The organism is Longibaculum muris, from assembly GCF_004343035.1.
Taxonomy (GTDB): domain Bacteria; phylum Bacillota_I; class Bacilli_A; order Erysipelotrichales; family Coprobacillaceae; genus Longibaculum; species Longibaculum muris.
The window spans coordinates 190,414-207,582 of sequence record NZ_SMCQ01000002.1; the positions used below are offsets into that span (position 1 = coordinate 190,414).

The 17,169-nt window shown below is 30.8% G+C and carries 19 protein-coding genes; 2 read left to right on the top strand and 17 right to left on the bottom strand.

The genetic code is table 11. The features are described 5' to 3' along the window. Positions 1 to 331: 331 nt before the first annotated feature. From EDD60_RS03080 to EDD60_RS03145, 14 genes are all read right to left on the bottom strand, one after another. Positions 332 to 1,504, bottom strand: a complete 1,173-nt coding sequence (locus EDD60_RS03080) for a trans-sulfuration enzyme family protein (RefSeq protein WP_066443737.1) — start codon at positions 1,502 to 1,504, stop codon at positions 332 to 334. A 66-nt stretch (positions 1,505 to 1,570) separates the two neighbouring features. Next, a complete protein-coding gene (locus EDD60_RS03085) occupies positions 1,571 to 1,990 on the bottom strand; it encodes a DUF2871 domain-containing protein (RefSeq protein ID WP_132226208.1) in 420 nt (139 codons plus the stop codon). Between the two features lie 69 nt (positions 1,991 to 2,059). After that, positions 2,060 to 3,241, bottom strand: a complete 1,182-nt coding sequence (locus EDD60_RS03090) for an iron-containing alcohol dehydrogenase (protein WP_066443730.1) — start codon at positions 3,239 to 3,241, stop codon at positions 2,060 to 2,062. Next, positions 3,238 to 3,810: a flavodoxin family protein gene (locus EDD60_RS03095; protein WP_066443728.1), complete on the bottom strand. Its 573-nt coding sequence runs from the start codon at positions 3,808 to 3,810 to the stop codon at positions 3,238 to 3,240. Before EDD60_RS03095 ends, EDD60_RS03090 begins: the two co-directional genes overlap by 4 nt. A gap of 10 nt (positions 3,811 to 3,820) precedes the next feature. Beyond that, positions 3,821 to 4,651: an SDR family oxidoreductase gene (locus EDD60_RS03100; RefSeq protein ID WP_066443726.1), complete on the bottom strand. Its 831-nt coding sequence runs from the start codon at positions 4,649 to 4,651 to the stop codon at positions 3,821 to 3,823. 12 nt (positions 4,652 to 4,663) lie between these two features. Continuing rightward, positions 4,664 to 5,638 carry an aldo/keto reductase gene (locus tag EDD60_RS03105; protein WP_066443725.1) on the bottom strand — a complete coding sequence of 325 codons (975 nt, stop codon included), beginning with the start codon at positions 5,636 to 5,638 and terminating at the stop codon, positions 4,664 to 4,666. 1 nt (position 5,639) lies between these two features. After that, complete coding sequence (locus EDD60_RS03110) at positions 5,640 to 6,395, bottom strand: carboxymuconolactone decarboxylase family protein (protein WP_066443717.1); 756 nt, start codon at positions 6,393 to 6,395, stop codon at positions 5,640 to 5,642. A gap of 2 nt (positions 6,396 to 6,397) precedes the next feature. Further along, a complete protein-coding gene (locus EDD60_RS03115) occupies positions 6,398 to 6,907 on the bottom strand; it encodes a flavodoxin (protein ID WP_066443715.1) in 510 nt (169 codons plus the stop codon). Positions 6,908 to 7,067: 160 nt separating this feature from the next. Further along, a complete protein-coding gene (locus EDD60_RS16545; RefSeq protein WP_066443709.1) occupies positions 7,068 to 8,282 on the bottom strand; it encodes a PD-(D/E)XK nuclease domain-containing protein in 1,215 nt (404 codons plus the stop codon). Then, positions 8,264 to 8,623 carry an AAA family ATPase gene (locus tag EDD60_RS16550; RefSeq protein WP_066443706.1) on the bottom strand — a complete coding sequence of 120 codons (360 nt, stop codon included), beginning with the start codon at positions 8,621 to 8,623 and terminating at the stop codon, positions 8,264 to 8,266. Before EDD60_RS16550 ends, EDD60_RS16545 begins: the two co-directional genes overlap by 19 nt. Positions 8,624 to 8,863: 240 nt before the next feature. Further along, a complete protein-coding gene (locus tag EDD60_RS03130; protein WP_066443703.1) occupies positions 8,864 to 9,754 on the bottom strand; it encodes a LysR family transcriptional regulator in 891 nt (296 codons plus the stop codon). 58 nt (positions 9,755 to 9,812) lie between these two features. After that, a complete protein-coding gene (locus EDD60_RS03135) occupies positions 9,813 to 10,634 on the bottom strand; it encodes an oxidoreductase (protein WP_066443701.1) in 822 nt (273 codons plus the stop codon). Between the two features lie 74 nt (positions 10,635 to 10,708). Further along, the gene (locus tag EDD60_RS03140; protein ID WP_066443698.1) at positions 10,709 to 11,110 is read right to left on the bottom strand and encodes a MerR family transcriptional regulator; all 402 of its coding nucleotides are present in this window, start codon (positions 11,108 to 11,110) and stop codon (positions 10,709 to 10,711) included. A gap of 33 nt (positions 11,111 to 11,143) precedes the next feature. Continuing rightward, on the bottom strand, positions 11,144 to 11,761 hold the full coding sequence (locus EDD60_RS03145; protein ID WP_066443695.1) for a flavodoxin family protein: 618 nt from the start codon (positions 11,759 to 11,761) through the stop codon (positions 11,144 to 11,146). A gap of 114 nt (positions 11,762 to 11,875) precedes the next feature. Between EDD60_RS03145 and EDD60_RS03150 the strand changes: the two genes are divergently transcribed. Beyond that, on the top strand, positions 11,876 to 12,436 hold the full coding sequence (locus tag EDD60_RS03150; RefSeq protein WP_066443692.1) for a TetR/AcrR family transcriptional regulator: 561 nt from the start codon (positions 11,876 to 11,878) through the stop codon (positions 12,434 to 12,436). A 137-nt stretch (positions 12,437 to 12,573) separates the two neighbouring features. Further along, positions 12,574 to 14,349 (top strand): oleate hydratase, encoded by a 1,776-nt coding sequence (locus tag EDD60_RS03155; protein ID WP_066443691.1) that lies wholly within the window; start codon positions 12,574 to 12,576, stop codon positions 14,347 to 14,349. A 57-nt stretch (positions 14,350 to 14,406) separates the two neighbouring features. On the opposite strand, the gene EDD60_RS03160 is transcribed toward EDD60_RS03155, so the two are convergent. The 3 genes from EDD60_RS03160 to EDD60_RS03170 form a co-directional block, all read right to left on the bottom strand. Further along, complete coding sequence (locus tag EDD60_RS03160; RefSeq protein ID WP_229105326.1) at positions 14,407 to 15,588, bottom strand: HD domain-containing phosphohydrolase; 1,182 nt, start codon at positions 15,586 to 15,588, stop codon at positions 14,407 to 14,409. A 76-nt stretch (positions 15,589 to 15,664) separates the two neighbouring features. Then, on the bottom strand, positions 15,665 to 16,489 hold the full coding sequence (locus EDD60_RS03165; RefSeq protein ID WP_066443689.1) for a MetQ/NlpA family ABC transporter substrate-binding protein: 825 nt from the start codon (positions 16,487 to 16,489) through the stop codon (positions 15,665 to 15,667). Between the two features lie 13 nt (positions 16,490 to 16,502). Next, positions 16,503 to 17,168, bottom strand: coding sequence for a methionine ABC transporter permease (locus tag EDD60_RS03170; RefSeq protein WP_066443686.1), 666 nt, complete (start codon positions 17,166 to 17,168; stop codon positions 16,503 to 16,505). Position 17,169: the final 1 nt, after the last annotated feature.

Consider the following 17,169-nt stretch of genomic DNA (forward strand, 5'->3'; position numbering starts at 1 on the left):
ATAGAGTGATACTGCTTTTTGATAATCTTCAGGAGTGAATTGACTATACTTCCTTACATCATTTAAGATTTTTTCTCCTGGGACACCAAAAATATCTTCAGAATTTTCAAAGACTGTATATAATTGATTGACGATATCTACTTCAAAAACACATACATTAGCAGCCTTTAAAGCAATATCAAGTCATATCTTATAATCTTCAAGCTGATTTTCATAATTATTATCTATTCGCATATTATCAGATATTCCTTCTTTATTTCATTATACAAGTTCAAAGAAATACTTGCAATGAAATGAAATGGATTCAAAAAAAAGACCAGTTAAACTGATCTTAATGATTTGAATATGCTTTCTCTAATGCTTGTTTTATATCTTCTACTAGTAATTCTGGTTCTTCTAAACCTAAATACATTCTTATATGTCCAATATTCAAGCCTCTTTGTTTTAATTCTTCTTCATTATTCCCTTTAAAAACTGGCATCGCAAGACTTTCAAAGCCACCCCAACTATAGGCTAGAGTAAAATGATTTAAAGAATCAATAAAAGTTTTAATAATTTGGGGATTAGCATCCTTTAATTCAAATCCAAGTAAACTACTATAACCTTTTAAATAAGTTTTAGCTAATGCTCGTTGTGAAGATGAAGCCACTAAAGGATGATAAACATGTTGAATACATGGATGATTTTGTAAATAAGTAATCACTTGTTTGGTAGTTTCTTGTTGTGATTTCATACGCACAGGCAATGTTCTTAAACCTCGAATAGCAAGCCATGCATTCATAGGAGCCATTGTTGCCCCAACAAGAATTTGTCCAAAGTCATCAATCTTCTTCATAAGTTTCTGATTGGTTACAACAATGCCACCAACAATATCACTATGTCCACCAATATACTTAGAACATGAATGAATCACAACATCTATTCCATATTCTAAAGGATTTTGAAATAATGGGGTTGACCAAGTATTATCAATGACTGTATAAATTCCTTTTTCTTTTGCTACGTCAGCAATCATTTTTAAATCTAATAATTCAAATTTTTGTGATGATGGACTTTCAAAATAAATCATCTTCGTATTATCTTGAATATAATCAAAAATTTCACTTGTTTCACAAACATCTATTTTACTACTTTCAACCCCAAAACGTTTTAAACTTTGAATCAATTTTACTGATGAACCATAAACAGTATTAACAATAATCACATGTTCATCTTTATTGATTAAACTTAAGATTGTTGCTGAAATAGCCCCCATTCCAGAAGCATAACTTCTTGCACATTCACCTTTTTCTAATCTTGCAATTTTCTTTTCTAAGATTTCTAAAGTTGGATTATCTCCTCTTGTATATGTATACGCATGTTGTCCATGAGCATTCACCTCTACATAATGATCAAAATTTTTAAATTGAAATGTTGATGTTTGAACTATCTCTGGTGACACACTTAAATAATCCTTTTCCCAGTTGTGTTCTACTTCTAAACAAACATTATCTAAATCTCTCACTTTTTATACCTCATTTCTTATTTTCTTTATTATAACATAAAAAAACTACTCACAAAGAGTAGAATTTTATGCATCTTCTTGAGTTACTTTCAATAAAGTTATCATTAATAAAATTAAACCAATTCCTAAGAAAATATGTCCAATTCCAGCCATTCCAGAAATCGCTGCACTCATACCACTTGTTAGTGTCATAGTCAAAACTTGCGTCATTCCTCTTATAACCATCATAATAACAGTTAATAATAAACCAATATTATAAATTATCATAAACTGTGAAAAACGTTTTTCTTTTAATAATGGCAAGTTTTTTACAAACAAGGCTAAAATCATAAACATAAAGACACCAAGTACCATTAAATGCACATGAACATCAGCAAGTACTGTTACTCCTGTAAAACCATTAAACTTTGTAAACTCACGATAAAAGACTCCACCTATCAATGCTAATATAACATAAAAGAAAGCTATTCTTATCATCTTTTTCATATCTAGTCCTCACTTTCTTTATTATTATAACGTAGAGTTTTTATTTTTTAAATCAATATGCTTATAGAATTATAAACACATACAATAAATGTGTGCACAATCTTCCTTCGTTAATTGACGATATGCTCTTGGTAATGACTTTTCACCTTTGGTTGCTTTTTCAACCATTTCTTCAATTGGAAGATTTTTAATTCCTAATTCAGATAAATGAACAGGTAATCCCAACTCATCTTTAATAAAATTTTGTAAAGCATCAATAGCTTGATATGCCACTTCCACCTTATCATTTCCATCTTCCACACCCATGACATTGACTCCAAATCTTGCAAAATCATTCGCAACACTTTGATCTCTATCCAATAAATATTTCATCCATTTTGGAGTTAAAATAGCAAGTCCTAATCCATGAGTTAAATCTAATGTCGAAGAAAATTGTTCTAAAGCATGTAAAGATGCTTGTGTTTTAAAACCTGATGTACAAAAGCTATTCAATGCCCAACTGGCTGCCCAAAGCATGGTTGCACGTGCTTCGTAATTTTCTGGTTCTTTTATAGCTATCGGTAATTTTTGACGAACTGTTTTTAAAAGAGTTTCCACAACATTGAATTGTAATGGATATTTATCAGCATTAACAAAGTAATTCATATCAAACAAATGAGCCATAATATCAAAACCACCACATGCAGTTTGATGAGGAGGAACACTAAAGGTATTTGTAGGATCTAGAAAGGCTGCTTTAGGTCGGATAGCTTTTCCATTGATTCCACTTTTTACTCCCAGTTCTACATTAGCAATGACACATGATTTATCCATTTCACTTCCTGTTGAAGCAATTGTTGGCATTGCAATAACTGCCAAAGCATCTTTCCAAGATACTTTTCCTTCAATCAAATCCCAAATATTATCACTATCTGACAATGCTGTTGCAGCAATCGCTTTACAACAATCAATCGTTGAACCTCCACCAATGGCTAAAACAGTTTGAATATCATTTTCTTTACAGATCTTAACACCTTTATTCACAGTTGTATGCCTAGGATTAGGTTCAACTGCTCCTAATTCAAAGACTTGGATATGGTTTGATTCAAGTTCATCAATGACGTTTTGATAAAGTGATGAATTTTTAATAAAATTACCACCATGAGCAATTAAAACTTTGTTACCATATTTTAAAACTTCTTTATGTAAATGTGATAATTGATTTTTTCCAAAATAGACTTTTGTAGTGTTTTGAAATTGAAAATCATTCATAAATCTTCCTCCATTTCTTTCATCTGTTTACCCATCTCATAAGCAGATTGATAAGCCGGATGCTTTAAAACATCACCCTTTAAAAAGGCTCCAGCTCCATTCATTATACCTGCTTCATCAACAGTTCTTAAAACTTGTATAAAACCTCTTAATGATTCAATAGTCGCTGTATGTTCACTTAAATCCGATGCTCCACTTGTTATAATGTAATAAACCTTTTTACGTTTTTGACTTTCTCTCATTTCATATTCTCTTGCAAAGAAACGATCAATCAATAATTTCATTTGTGCACTGATACTATAAAAATAAACAGGTGAAGATAAAACCCATATATCGGCATCTATCATTTTTTGAATAATCTTATTAGCATCATCTTTTTGACAACATATATTTTGATGTCTACGACAATATTCACAAGCTAGACAAGGTTGAATTGTATAATCATTTAAATTGATTTTTTCTACTTCACATCCTGCTTCTTTAGCTCCTTTTAAAAATTGATTACATAATATTTCACTATTTCCATTTCTTCTAGGACTCGAAGAAATAATCACAACTTTTTGACGCATATGACCTCTCCTATTCTGGCTTTAATGGTCCATAGAAATAAGAAGCCGTTGCTCCACCATCAATCAAAATATCTGTGCCTGTTATAAAAGCACCTTTTTCACTCATCAATAATTCAGCGACATTAGCAACTTCATCTGCTGTTGCTGGTCTACCTGCTGGACATTTTTCAAACATGTTTTTATAAAAGTCTCCTCTTGGTCCATTAAATTCATCGATTGCTAGAGGTGTTACAACAATCCCTGGTGAAATAGAATTAACTCTTGCTCCACGTTGACCCCATTTTACAGCTTCTGACATCACACGTTTTTCATTGCAACGTTTAGCTAACTGATAAGCATGTAAAGTATCTTGAATATTATCAACTTGTAACAAATCAAGTGATAATAATTCTTCAGTTGGAGTGATGGCAAGTTGTTCATCTTCCAATGCTGTTAATTGTTTCATACGGTGACCTGATTGACTTGAAATGGTAACTCCAACACCGCCTTCTTTAATCACTTTTCCAACTTCTTCTAACAAAACAGCTGTACCATATAAATCCACTTTTAAAATCATTTCAATTGGTGCCTGACTTGGCGAAACACCAGCACCATTAATAAGCATTGAAATATCACCATAACTTTTAGCAATTTGAATCATATTTAAAATAGATTCTCTTGAAGATAAATCCATTTCAATAGGTTCAACATCATATCCTGCATCATTCATGATTTTAGCAATACTTTTCGCATTTTTAATCTTCTTATCACCCATGATAATCTTTTTTCCATAACCCATTCTTCTGGCAATCGCCATACTGATTTGACCAGCACCGGTTACTATCATGACATCCTTTTTCATTTTATAGCCTCCTTAATGTCCACCAAAAACATCAAATTCCATAGTTTCTAATTTATCATCAATACTTTGAATTTCTTCTTTTGTCAATGTTACATTTCCGGCTTGAAAGTTTTCTTCCAAACGTGAAAGTTTACGACTTCCAGGAATAGGTATGATAAAGTCTTTTTTACATATCATCCATGCTAATGAGATTTGTGCCATTGTCGCATTTTTCTTATTGGCTAAATCTTTTAAGATTTCTAATAATGCTTGGGCTTTTTGAAAACCTTCCTCTTGATATTGAGGCATTTTATTTCTAAAATCACCTTCTGGAAACTTCGTTTGATTGCTAAATTGACCTGTTAACAATCCATTTGCCATAGGTGAAAAAGCAACATAAGTGATTCCTAACTCCTCACAGACATCAAATAAGTTTTCATGCCATCTTGCAATCATTGAATATCTATTTTGAATAGCAGTTACAGGACAAATAGCATGTGCACGTCTTAAATAATCTTCATTCACTTCACTAATTCCCCACGCTTTTATCTTTCCTTCTGTAATTAACTCTTTCATAACTCCCGCCACAACTTCTGGTTCAACTTTAGGATCAATACGATGTTGATAATACAAATCAATAGAATCGACATTTAATCTTTTTAAACTGCCTTCTAATGATTTTCTAATCGCTGCTGGTGAGCTATCCAGTTCTAAATGATCTCCCTTGTGTTCAACACCAAATTTTGTTGCAACAATGACTTCATCTCTGAAATCTTGAATCGCAGCACCCACCAATTCTTCATTATAAGAAATACTACCATCGGCATTTTCACCAGTATAACACTCGGCTGTATCATAGAAATCATATCCCAATGCATGTGCTTCTTTCATTGTTTGAATCGCCGTGTCTCTATCTTCAGCTATACCATAAGCATGAGAAAATCCCATACATCCTAACCCTACTGGATTGACATACATATTTGTTTTTCCTAATCGTCTTTTTTGCATATTATTTATCCTCCTTCAATGTTTCAACACAATGCAAAGCATTTAAACTTCTTGGATAACCAATAAAAGGAATGCATTGTGATATGACTTTGATTAAAAACGCTTTACTATTTCCTAATCTCACATTAGCCGCAGCATGTGAAGTTAATTGTGGTTCACAACCACCTTGGGCTAACAAGAAACAAAATGTTATTAATTCTCTTTGTTTATAATCAAGACCTTTTCTTGTATAATAATCACCAAAACAATTATCAGTTAACCAATAATTGATATGTTTTGAATCTTCATTACCAGATTTATAAAAATCATGCATACTTTCTCCAAAGATATCTACTTGAGCAAGTCGTCCTTTTTCTAATCGATTTTGAATTGTCGTTGTTGATTGTCCTTTTAAAGGCAAAACAATATCATGAGCTTTACAAAAATCATTAACAGCGTGTAAAAAAGGAAGAACTCTACCTATTCCTAAATAAGCAACTGCTTGATAAACAATCTCCTTCATTTCAATAGGCGTGACACCAAAATGATAGGCTCCTATTAACATTGTTTTAAATTCATCAATTCCTTGACATCCTAGCAATGTTGCAAGAATAGCTATAAATCTTGTATGATCATCTAAATCATCATAATTCACAACTTCATCAAAGGCAAAATTATCAAACAATTCAATAAATTCAGGATCTGTTTTTAATAATTGTGACTTGTAATTCGGAAACATTTTTTCATGATATTCTTGAGCTTTTTGACTTATTGACATTTTTATTCCCCCTTTAACCATTCTTCTATCTTGTTATCACTATCTAAAACTTGACTTCCAACAATCGCCAAACCAGTATGAACATAACTATCTGGACATATTTTTTGAATATCTTTTTCACTTCTTCCCATCCCACTGCCTTCATGAGTACAGAAAGGATAAATATGTTTACATGAAAAATTATAATTTTCTAAGAATGTCCATACACACATGGGCATTGTTCCCCACCAAGAAGGATACCCTAAATAGATATAATCATATTGTTCAATATGAGAAACAATATTCTTAATTTTTGGTCTCACATTTTCATGTAGTTCTTTTTTTGCCAATTCAGTGCATTCATGATATTGATAAGGATAATCATGAAGTGGTTTGATTTCAAAAATATCTGCTCCTAGCATTTTTTGCATCTTTAAGGCAACAACTTTCGTATTGCCAACCTTCAAATTTTGAATTTGACCATTCACATAATTTTCATGATTATGAGAAAAATAAACAATTAAAGTTTTCATTTCATCATCTCCTTTTTGACACCTTTATTGTAAGATTTTCTTTTTATAAGAACAATTTCAATTTCTTATCATTCTCATAAGTAAAACTTATACAAAAAAGAGTAATAAACATATGCTTATTACTCAATCATAAATTGAAAAGTCATTATACTGATTCTCTTTATTTGTATTTTTCAATAATACAATGATGATGTTTATTATCTTTAGTATTAGTAGAATAATTAATCCCTACATACAAAATTTCTTCATAATCTTTTACACGATCTACATAATTTTTCTTTTTAATCTGATTGATTGCTTCTTGTGCAGATTTATCAAACTTCAGTTCTAAAACAATTGCTGGATATCCTTTTTTCTTTGGTATAAAGAGATAATCTACATATCCTTTTCCAGATTTATCTTCTCTTGTTATATCATAATAATTTCTAGCATGGAGATAACATAATGTTATGACACAAGATAAACTGTTTTCATCGTTGTATTGTAAGAATGGTATTTCACGATTATCTACTTCTTCAATATACTGTGCAACCTTTTGTGCATCTAATGCAATCGTTGCATCCAATACATTTTTTGAATTATTAACAATCTCTGCAACAGTTCCCATACTCTTTCTTTTTAGTACATTTTGGAATTTCTCCATTAATTCATAATTTGGTATTCTTAAGAAGCCATCATGATAAGATAAAAAACCAAACACAACCATTGCAGATAGAATTTCATCACGACTGTCTAATTGTAATGAAGATACGCTATATCCCTCTAATTCTACTTCCACTGGAATACCCGCTACCATCTTGACGATATCTTCTCTTACGGCATTGGTATTATGTTCAATATATTCATCAATTTCATTCATCGGACCCGTTTCTGTCCAATAATTAAGACATATTCCATCCATTAAAGCAAACGATACAGAACGTGGATTAAAAAGGCTACTGCCATCTGATTTATAATATCCATCATACCATTTTTTTAAGACTTCAAAAGAGAGTTTTGAAAAATGCTTTGATAATTCTTTAACTTCCTTTTCATCAAAGCCAAAGTAATCTTCATAAGTCCTATCATTTATAAAATTATATTCTCTAAACATATTCAATTCAGAACCACTGGAATACTTTGCAATTGGAAGTACTCCTGTCATATATGCTAATTCTACATAAGGCTGATCTTTTAATAATCCTTTTAAAAATTCTAAGTAAGCATTTTTATCTTTATCTTTAATAAAATTTTTATAAAAAATACTATCCCATTCATCCATAATAAAGATAAATTTATGATTTGTTTCAAGGAATGCATCTTGAATAGGATTATTCTCAATGCTTATTATTCCATAAGCATTCTCTAAATCGCTTTTTAAGCGTTTTTTATCCAACTTATATATTCTTCAAAACTATGACATGGATCAGGAAGTCTGCTGAAATCAATATAAATCACATGATATTTATTGATATGTTCTTTAAAAGATTCTACTTGAGCAATTTTCAAGTCTTTAAAATATTCGTATGCATCATAATCTTGGGTATAATATGCTCCTAGCATATTGGCATTCATTGTTTTTCCAAATCTTCTTGGACGGGTAATACATACATATCGGTTTCTTGTTTTTATTAAAGGATTCAATTTATTAATCAGCATACTTTTATCCACATATGGCTCAACTGCAATATCCATTTTAAATTGTTCAAAAGGATAATTTGTATCAAGATAATACATCCTCAATCACCTCATCTCTTGTTATATTATAGACTTTATTCTCTTTTGCCATCGTATTGTTTGAAATTTCTTTTCAATATAAATATAAGAAAAGAACAATGCTTCTTCGTCTTAGAGCTCACAAGATATACATTCTTATTGACTAAGCCTCATTAATGCAACTTTATAGAAGTTGACTAAAAATTTTATCTATACAGTTTTAACATTCATTTTCTTGCTATTGGATAACAATCATTTTCATTATATTTCTTTTAATAATTGTCTTAACAATTCAGCAAATTCTTCAATATAATAACTTGTTTTTGCTTTCTCCCAAAAAGCACAATAATTTCGTTGCAATTGTTTATCATGATGATATAAAGGAATACGAGAGATACCAGGAGCAGGAGGTGGTAATGTTCCTACAGCTTCAATCGGTAAAAAGCCACGGTTGCTTACAACCATCAATCTTGCTTCTTCTAAAGTTTGAGCAAATAAGAATTGATTTGAAAAACCTAATGTATTTTGATAAAAATCTTTTTCAGTTGATTCTTGTTGTTTGGTAGAAACCAAAATACAAGAAATTCTTTTTAAATCTTCTTTTGTTAATTTATCTTTTTGACTTAAAGGATTTAAATTCGATATTTCAATAAAACAATCACTATACAATAATTCATAATTAAAATAGTCATTATTAAAAGCACGTCTTTGATCACTAATCACCAAATCAACATCATGAGATTTTAATAATTCATATAATTCCTCATGTGTTCCATTGGTAATAGAAATAGCGACTTCTGGATAGGTCTTAGAAAATTGTGCAATCGCATGATGTAATTCTTGTGCTCCATAACATCTTAAATAACCTATCTTTAAAGAGAGTTCTTGATCTTCTCCTCGCCTAATTGTTTCTTTTTTCAAGTTTTCAATTTCTTCTATTAATTCCTTACCATGTCGATAAAAATATTCTCCTGCTAAAGTCAATGTAAATTGACGATTATTTCTTTTAAAAAGTTCTACACCAAGTTCATTTTCCAAAGCTTTCATCTGTTGTGAGATTGCTGATTGAGATATATAACAAAGTTCAGCAGCTTCTGTAAAACTATGGCAATCTACAATTGTTATAAAGTATTTCATTTGCTTAAGCAACATGCAATCACCTCTTTCTTTATATATTCATTATATCATAAAAAGAACCTATAAAAAGGTTCTAAAAATCTGTTTGTTCACTGATATTTTGATAGTCTTGAATTTCTTTTAACTTTCTTTCTAATTCTTGAGAAACAATCTTCACAGCATCACTACCTAATAATAAGGTATGAGGTAATTCATCTTGTTCAATCACTTTTACAATCACTTCTCCAGCTTTATCAGGATCACCTGGTTGTTGTCTGGCATTCACGGTTTCTTCCCTTCTTTTGACACCTGCTTTGACATAATCATCAACTTTAATGGCTGTTCCTTTTAACGCTTCATCATAGAACTTTGTTCTAAAAGAACCTGGTTCAACAATCATAGCTCTTATCCCTAAAGGTTTCACTTCTTTGATTAATGCATCAGTTATGAGTTCTAAAGCTGCTTTACTAGAAGCATAATAACCACTTCCTAAGGCTGAACGCACTGCAGCAATCGATGAAACATTCACAATTGTTCCACTTTGTTGTTGTCTCATTTGAGGTAAAACTTCTTTAATTAAAGTAACTGGTCCAAAGACATTGGTATCATACAATTCTTCAATATCAGCTTCTTCACCTTCTTCAACTGCTGCTCGATATCCATGTCCAGCATTATTGATTAAGACATCAATTGGTCCAAACTTCTCATTTGTCACTTTTACAACATTTTGAATACTTTGTTTATCTGTCATTTCTAAAGAAACAGGTAAACAAGTTTTTGGGTATGCTTCATATAAATCTTTTAACTTTTCAGTATTTCTTGCTGTGACAACAACTTGATAACCTTTCTTTAAAGCTACTTTTGCTATTCCTTTTCCAATTCCACTAGAACATCCTGTAATTAACCATGTTTTCATTTTCTCTCCTCCTTGACAGCTTTATCTTAATACTTATAGTGAACTATAAGTCAATAGAAAAAAAGAAGAAATTTTTATTTTTCTTCTTTATGTCTTTGTTCTAATTCACGTTTGACAAGAGTATCTTCATAATTATCTATTTTATTTTCAAGATATTGGATAACTGTTTGTAATTCTTCAACTTGTTGCTTTAAATTTGCTAACTGATTAATCAACAATTCTTTTCTTTGAGGAATGGTATGTTCTCCTTCATGAAATAAATCAACATATGTTTTGATTTGTTCAACTGTCATCCCAGAAGTCCGCATACATTTAATAAAATTGATACGTCTAAAATCATGTTCTGTATAATAACGATGACCACTTGCATTCTTTTTCACAGGATCCATCAATCCAATTCTTTCATAATAACGTAAAGTCGTTGAACTGATATCAAATTTTTGACTCACTTCAGCTATACTTAATCCTTCTTCCATGATTTCATCTCCTTGTCAATTTGCATTATTTCATTATCTTATAAAATTAGTATGTTTCTTTTCATTTACCGGAACTTGTATTCCTTTTTCTTTTCCAGCCTCAATACATTTTAATAACCAAGCCATATTTTTACCTAGGTTATACATTGTTTGCATACCTTCCTCATCTTGTAAAGCTTCTTGAGGCGTATTACCATGAATTTCATTCCAATATGTTGAAGAAACAATTGGCATTTGATTAATTGTAAAATATTTATTTAAAACATCAATTGAAGCAATTGTTCCAGCACGTCTTGCACTCGCAATAGCAGCACCAGGTTTATGCGCAAAATACTTTGATCCAGAATAAAATGCACGATTTAAAACATCTAAAATCCGACCACTTGGATGTGCATAATAAACAGGTGTTCCAAAGATAAAACCATCACAATCCTTGGCTTTATTGACTAAAATATTAACTCCATCTTTAAAAACACATTCACCAGTTTCACGACATTTACCACATGCAATACAATCACTATAAGATTGATTTCCAATCCAATGAATTTCAGTCTCAATCCCTTCTTCTTTTAAAGCTCTTGATACTTCTTCTAATGCTGTATAAGTACAACCATGTTGATGGGTACTTCCATTAATTAATAATACTTTCATCTTTTCACCCTCCACTTAATCATATTATAAACTCTTTTGAAATAGAATTCAAAACCTGATGAATATTTTCAAGTCTTTAGAATTTTGTTATACTAAATAAAAGAGGGTGTAAAGATGTCACAAATTACAAAGAAAGCCATGGCTTCATCATTAAAGAAATTATTAGAAACCAAAACATTATCAAAGATAACTGTTGGTGATATTACGGATGATTGTGAAATTAATCGTCATACTTTTTATTATCATTTTCAAGATATTTATGATTTAATTGATTGGATTTATAAAAATGAAACAGAGAAGTTTTTAAAAGGAAATGATACTTATGAGACTTGGCAACAAGGAGTAAGAGCCTTATTTGAATATGCACTAGCAAATAAATCTTTTATTTTAAATACTTATCATTCAATTAGTAAAGAATATTTAATTGAACATTTATATCAAGTAACTTATAATTTATTAATTAATGTGGTAGAGGAACAAGCTAAAGGAATGCATGTTGATGAGAAATATAAGAAGTTTATTGCTGATTTTTATAAGTATGCTTTTGTAGGAATGGCTATTGATTGGATTGATCAAGGAATGAATCATGATTATGAAAGTCTTATCTTTAATTTAAGTACATTAATTGAAGGAGATTTTCATAAAGCTCTTTTACGTTTTGAAGGAAAATACTAGACAAACCTATAGAAATGTCCAATCTTTTACCAATATGATAGGAGTGGTTAAACTTTAACCACTCCTATTTTGTTGTCCATAGAATCACTTCCCTTTCATGACTATAATAAAGTCAGATAAACAAGGAGGAATGTATAATGTATTATAGTAATGGAAATTATGAGGCTTTTGCAAAGCCATTAAAACCTGAAGGTGTTGATCAAAAGTCTGCTTATTTAGTTGGTTCTGGTTTGGCTTCATTATCTGCTGCATGTTTTTTAGTTCGTGATGGACAAATGAAAGGTGAACATATTCATATTTTAGAAGAAATGGATTTACCTGGTGGAGCTTGTGATGGTATTTATAATCAAGAAAAGGGATTTATTATTCGTGGTGGACGTGAAATGGAAAATCATTTTGAATGTCTTTGGGATTTATTCCGTTCTATTCCCTCTATTGAAACTGAAGGGATTTCTGTCTTAGATGAATATTATTGGTTAAATAAAAAAGATCCTAATTATTCATTAATGCGTGCAACTATTAATCGTGGTGAAGATGCGCATACTGATGGGAAGTTTGCTTTGTCTGATAAGGCAGCCATGAGTATTATGGAATTATTTATGACCCCTGATGAACAATTGTATGATAAAACAATTACTGATGTTTTAGATCCTGAATTTTTTGAATCTAACTTCTGGTTATATTGGCGTACAATGTTTGCTTTTGAAACATGGCATAGTGCTTTGGAAATGAAATTGTATATTCAAAGATTTATTCATCATATTGGTGGATTACCTGATTTTAGTGCTTTAAAATTTACAAAATATAATCAATATGAATCATTAATCCTACCAATGATAAAATATTTAAAAGAACATCATGTAAAATTTCATTACAATACACAAGTCACAAATGTAGAATTTGAATTCCATGATGAACAAAAAATTGCAAAACATATTATTTGTTTACACAATGGTGAAGAAGAAATTATTGATTTAACAACCAATGATTTACTCTTTATTACCAATGGTAGCTGTACAGAAAATTCTTCTTTAGGTGATAATACACATGCCCCTATCATGAATACCAAAGAAGGTGAAGGTGGTTGTTGGCAATTATGGAAAAATATTGCTGCTCAACATCCTGATTTTGGTCATCCTGATAAGTTCTGTGGGGATATTGCTTCCACTAATTGGGAGTCAGCAACAGTGACAACTTTAGATGATAAGATTCCACCATATCTTGAAAAAATCTGTAAACGTGATCCATTCTCTGGAAAGGTTGTTACTGGAGGAATTGTGACTGTTAAGGATTCTAATTGGTTAATGAGTTATACTTTTAATCGTCAACCTCATTTTAAAGCTCAGCCTGATCATCAATTGGTTGGATGGATTTATGGTTTGTATACTGATGTTCCTGGTAACTTTATTAAAAAGCCTATGAAAGAATGTACAGGTATCGAGATTTGTGAAGAATGGCTTTATCATATGGGTGTTCCTGAAGATCAAATCTTAGATTTAGCCACACATTCTGCAAGCACCATTCCATGTATGATGCCTTATATTACAGCTTTCTTTATGCCTAGAAGAAAAGGTGATCGTCCTTTGGTTGTTCCTGAAGGAAGTGTCAACTTTGCCTTTATTGGACAATTTGCTGAAACCGTTCGTGATACCATCTTTACAACAGAATATTCAGTGAGAACTGGTATGGAAGCTGTTTATACACTATTAGATATTGATCGTGGTGTGCCTGAAGTTTGGGGATCTTGTTATGATGTAAGAGATTTATTAGATGCAACATCTAAAATGATGGATGGTAAAAAGTTAGACGAAATTCATCTTCCATTCTTATATAGAGTAGCTGGTAAAAAAGCTTTAAAACAATTTGAAGGAACGATTGTTGAAGAATTATTAGAAAGATATCATTTAATTTAAAAATAGCACTTTATGTGCTATTTTTTATTCACAAAAAGAGATATCTTATGATATCTCCTAAAAAATACGATTAATATCTTCTACAATCTGACTATCAATTTTATTTTGATGAGCCATTTCACGCATGATTTTTATACTTTCTTGATGTGACAAAGCTTTTTTATAAGGACGATCTTCTGTTAAAGCTTGATAAATATCACAACAAGCCAATAAACGGTCATTAAAATCTAGTTCATCTCCAACTTTACCAAACGGATAGCCACTACCATCTAATTTCTCATGATGAAAACTTGCCCAATGAACAATATCACCTAAATCCATATCAGTTAAAATACGATAAGTATAATACGCATGTGTTTGCATATACGTATATTCACGATCAGTTAATTGAGCTGGCTTTTCTAAGATATCGCGATCAATAACCAATTTTCCAACATCATGTAAAACTCCAGCAATAAAAAGTTGTAAAACTTTATCTTGATCATTATGATAATATATTGCCATTTGAGATGCTAAAGTCGCTACCCCAATGGAATGGGATTTGGTATGTGGTGATTTGCTATCAATAATATGGGCAAATAATTGACAGATTGAAAGAACTTGAGAATGAGGTATTTCACGATAAGTCAGATACTCATTATTTTTTAATTCATAGTTTAAAGCATAAAGATCTTGTTCAATGACTTCAAAGGTAATGGTAGAAATGAAAGCTTGAATGACTTCCTGACTGAAATGAATGCCTTCTAATTCTTTGATATCATTGAGCATTTTTTGATAACCTATAGGATCCATTTTTTTAAATGAATAATGAATATCAACCCAATCAGCAAGATGAATAATTTGTGAATAGAGGGGAATATCTTTTTCAACTTTATGAAAAGGACCTTTTCCATCAACTCTTTCATGATGATATAAAACAACATCTTCAATATGATGATAAAAAGGTAAATAGCTCATATTTCTTTCTCCTGCAATACAATGAGCCTTTAAAAACTCATCCACATCAAGATGTTCACCATATTTATAATATTCACTCATCCCATTATCATGTAAAATGGCACACGCTATTAAATGATTCATTGCTTCTTGATTCAATTGAAAATACTCACCCATTTTCATACTAAAATATGCAATCCTCTTACCATGAAAATGCGAAACATAACAACAATCTTGCTCAACACAATCTAAAGCATAAGAAAAAGCCAATAACAAATGATTAAAACATATTTTCACATTCATCACCTACTTTTCTATTATTATACCTTAATCGCTTATTGACTTAAACAAAATAAAGAAAAAGATGAGAAAACTCATCTTATTCTACAACAATGACTGAACCTTTATATGTTTTTTCAATAAATTCTTTGATTTCATCAGATTTTAATACTTCAATTAAAGCTTTAATCTTTTCATCATTTTCATGACCTTTTTGTACAGCAACAATATTGACATAAGGATTATCAACATCTACTGATTCAATAATAACGGCATCTTTTAATGGATTTAATTTAGCTTGTAAAGCATAGTTTCCATTAATCGCAACTAAATCACCTTCACCATTTTGGAATGTTGTTGATAATAATTCTGGTTTAATTTCAGTGAATTTTAAATTCTTTGGATTAGAAGTAATATCTTTCACTGTTGCTTTTAAACGATCAACTTTATCACTTAATTGAATTAATCCAGCATCTTCTAAGATTCCTAAGATTCTTCCATGATCAGCAACAGAATTAGAAATAATAACTTTTGCTCCATTAGGAATATCTTTTTTATCTTTAATTGTTTTTGAATAAAAACCAAATGGTTCTAAGTGGATACCAGCAGCTTCAACAATGTCGTATTTATGTTCTTCAACTTCACCATCAAAGAAAGGACGATGTTGGAAATAGTTAGCATCAACATCTCCACTATTTAATGCTTTATTAAAAATATAATAATCATCTAAAACTTTAATTTCTAAATCAATCCCATATTTATCTTTTAAGATTGGTTTTGCTTCTTCTAAGATTTTAGAATGTGGATCTAATGTTGCTGAAACAACTAATTTCTTTTGATCAGTTGCAGCTTTTTTATTACTACCACAACCAGCAATTCCTACAACCAATAATAATGCGAATGCAATTTTTAAAAATTTCTTCATTTTCATTTCCCCCTTAACGTTTATCTACTTTTTTCACAATAAAATCTCCAATGCCTTGAATCACAAAAACAATAACCAAGACAAAGAATGTAGCTGTATACATCACAACCATATTTTGTCTAGCATATCCATACATATATGCTAGATTTCCAAGTCCACCAGCACCGATACATCCCGCCATTGCGGTATAACCAACTAAAGATATACCCATCACTGTAATACTTGAAATCAAAGCTGGCTTCGCTTCAGGAAGTAAGACTTTAGTAATAATTTGTAAATTGCTTACTCCCATGGCTTTACTTGCTTCAATTGTTCCCTTATCTACCTCACTTAATGCAATCATACACATTCGAGCATAGAAAGGTGCACTTGATATAATTAAAGCTGGTAAAGCTGCTTTTGCCCCTAACATTGTTCCCACCAGGAAGACTGTCACTGGCAAGAGAATAAAGATTAGAATAATAAATGGTACTGCTCTTAATAGATTGACAATAAAATCTAAGATACGATGAATGATTTTATTAGGTTTTAATCCATCTTCCTTAGTGATATAAAGAATAATTCCTAATAAAAATCCCAAGATAACTGCAATCAATAAAGAGATAAAAGTCATAAAAATTGTTTCTTGAATAGCCAATAACATTGCATCCCAATCAATTTGACTTAACAACTGACTCATC

Coding starts and splice junctions, on each gene's coding strand:
- EDD60_RS03160 (WP_229105326.1), bottom strand. CDS start 15,588: ATGAATGTGAAAATATGTTTTAATCATTTGTTATTGGCTTTTTCTTAT.
- EDD60_RS03115 (WP_066443715.1), bottom strand. CDS start 6,907: ATGAAAACTTTAATTGTTTATTTTTCTCATAATCATGAAAATTATGTG.
- EDD60_RS03165 (WP_066443689.1), bottom strand. CDS start 16,489: ATGAAGAAATTTTTAAAAATTGCATTCGCATTATTATTGGTTGTAGGA.
- EDD60_RS03110 (WP_066443717.1), bottom strand. CDS start 6,395: ATGTCAATAAGTCAAAAAGCTCAAGAATATCATGAAAAAATGTTTCCG.
- EDD60_RS03145 (WP_066443695.1), bottom strand. CDS start 11,761: ATGAAAGTATTATTAATTAATGGAAGTACCCATCAACATGGTTGTACT.
- EDD60_RS03105 (WP_066443725.1), bottom strand. CDS start 5,638: ATGCAAAAAAGACGATTAGGAAAAACAAATATGTATGTCAATCCAGTA.
- EDD60_RS03135 (WP_066443701.1), bottom strand. CDS start 10,634: ATGAAAACATGGTTAATTACAGGATGTTCTAGTGGAATTGGAAAAGGA.
- EDD60_RS03085 (WP_132226208.1), bottom strand. CDS start 1,990: ATGAAAAAGATGATAAGAATAGCTTTCTTTTATGTTATATTAGCATTG.
- EDD60_RS03090 (WP_066443730.1), bottom strand. CDS start 3,241: ATGAATGATTTTCAATTTCAAAACACTACAAAAGTCTATTTTGGAAAA.
- EDD60_RS03130 (WP_066443703.1), bottom strand. CDS start 9,754: ATGTTGCTTAAGCAAATGAAATACTTTATAACAATTGTAGATTGCCAT.
- EDD60_RS03150 (WP_066443692.1), top strand. CDS start 11,876: ATGTCACAAATTACAAAGAAAGCCATGGCTTCATCATTAAAGAAATTA.
- EDD60_RS03095 (WP_066443728.1), bottom strand. CDS start 3,810: ATGCGTCAAAAAGTTGTGATTATTTCTTCGAGTCCTAGAAGAAATGGA.
- EDD60_RS03100 (WP_066443726.1), bottom strand. CDS start 4,651: ATGAAAAAGGATGTCATGATAGTAACCGGTGCTGGTCAAATCAGTATG.
- EDD60_RS03170 (WP_066443686.1), bottom strand. CDS start 17,168: ATGAGTCAGTTGTTAAGTCAAATTGATTGGGATGCAATGTTATTGGCT.
- EDD60_RS03140 (WP_066443698.1), bottom strand. CDS start 11,110: ATGGAAGAAGGATTAAGTATAGCTGAAGTGAGTCAAAAATTTGATATC.
- EDD60_RS16550 (WP_066443706.1), bottom strand. CDS start 8,623: ATGTATTATCTTGATACAAATTATCCTTTTGAACAATTTAAAATGGAT.
- EDD60_RS03155 (WP_066443691.1), top strand. CDS start 12,574: ATGTATTATAGTAATGGAAATTATGAGGCTTTTGCAAAGCCATTAAAA.